Source organism: Rhodococcus jostii NBRC 16295 (assembly GCF_001894825.1).
Taxonomy (GTDB): domain Bacteria; phylum Actinomycetota; class Actinomycetes; order Mycobacteriales; family Mycobacteriaceae; genus Rhodococcus_F; species Rhodococcus_F jostii.
Window position 1 is genome coordinate 1 of record NZ_BCWY01000262.1, and the last position, 771, is coordinate 771.

The following is a 771-nucleotide window of genomic DNA, read 5'->3' on the forward strand; positions in this document are numbered from 1 at the left end:
CCGGCATCCGGCCCGCGACCGGGTGGATGGCGTACTTGACCTCCACGCCCTTCGACTCGAGCATCTTCGCCATGTCCTTGACCGCGTGCTGCGCCTGCGCGACGGCCAACCCGTACCCGGGGACCACGATCACCTGATTCGCGTACGCCATCTGGATCGCCGCATCAGCCGCCGAGGTGGACTTCGCCGTCCGGGCGGTGCCGTCCCCCACCGCCGCCGCGGTACCGCCGCCACCGAACCCGCCGGCCACGATCGCCGGGATGGACCGGTTCATCGCCTTCGCCATCAGGTTCGTCAGGATCGAACCCGACGCCCCGACGATCATCCCGGCCACGATCATCGCCTGATTATTGAGTGCCAGACCCGCCGCCGCCGCGGACAGACCCGTCAACGCGTTCAGCAGGGAGATGACGACGGGCATGTCGGCGCCGCCGATCGGCAGCACCACCATCAACCCCAGCACCGCCGCCAACACCAGCACCCCGACGATCCACCACTGCGACGTGGGGCCGGCCGGGTCGATGGCCCTGACCCCGATGATCACCGCGAGCGCGACGGCACCGATCAGCAACACCGCGTTCAGCGGCTGCTGCAACCGGCCGATGCCGATCGGCCGGCCGGGCAGGGTTTCCTGCAGCTTCAAGAACGCGATCACCGAACCCCAGAAGGAGATCGACCCGATGATCGCCGCGAACAGCGACGCGATGACGATGTGCACCGTCGGCGACTCACCATGCGCAAAGGCGGTGAACCCGTCCGAGTCCAGGAATT

Annotated in this window: 1 protein-coding gene; it reads right to left on the reverse strand. The window is 68.2% G+C overall.

The genetic code is table 11. The annotated features are described in order from the left end of the window. Positions 1 to 771 (reverse strand): NAD(P)(+) transhydrogenase (Re/Si-specific) subunit beta (locus RJ1_RS45100; protein ID WP_143169625.1); only part of this gene is annotated, 771 nt, incomplete at both ends.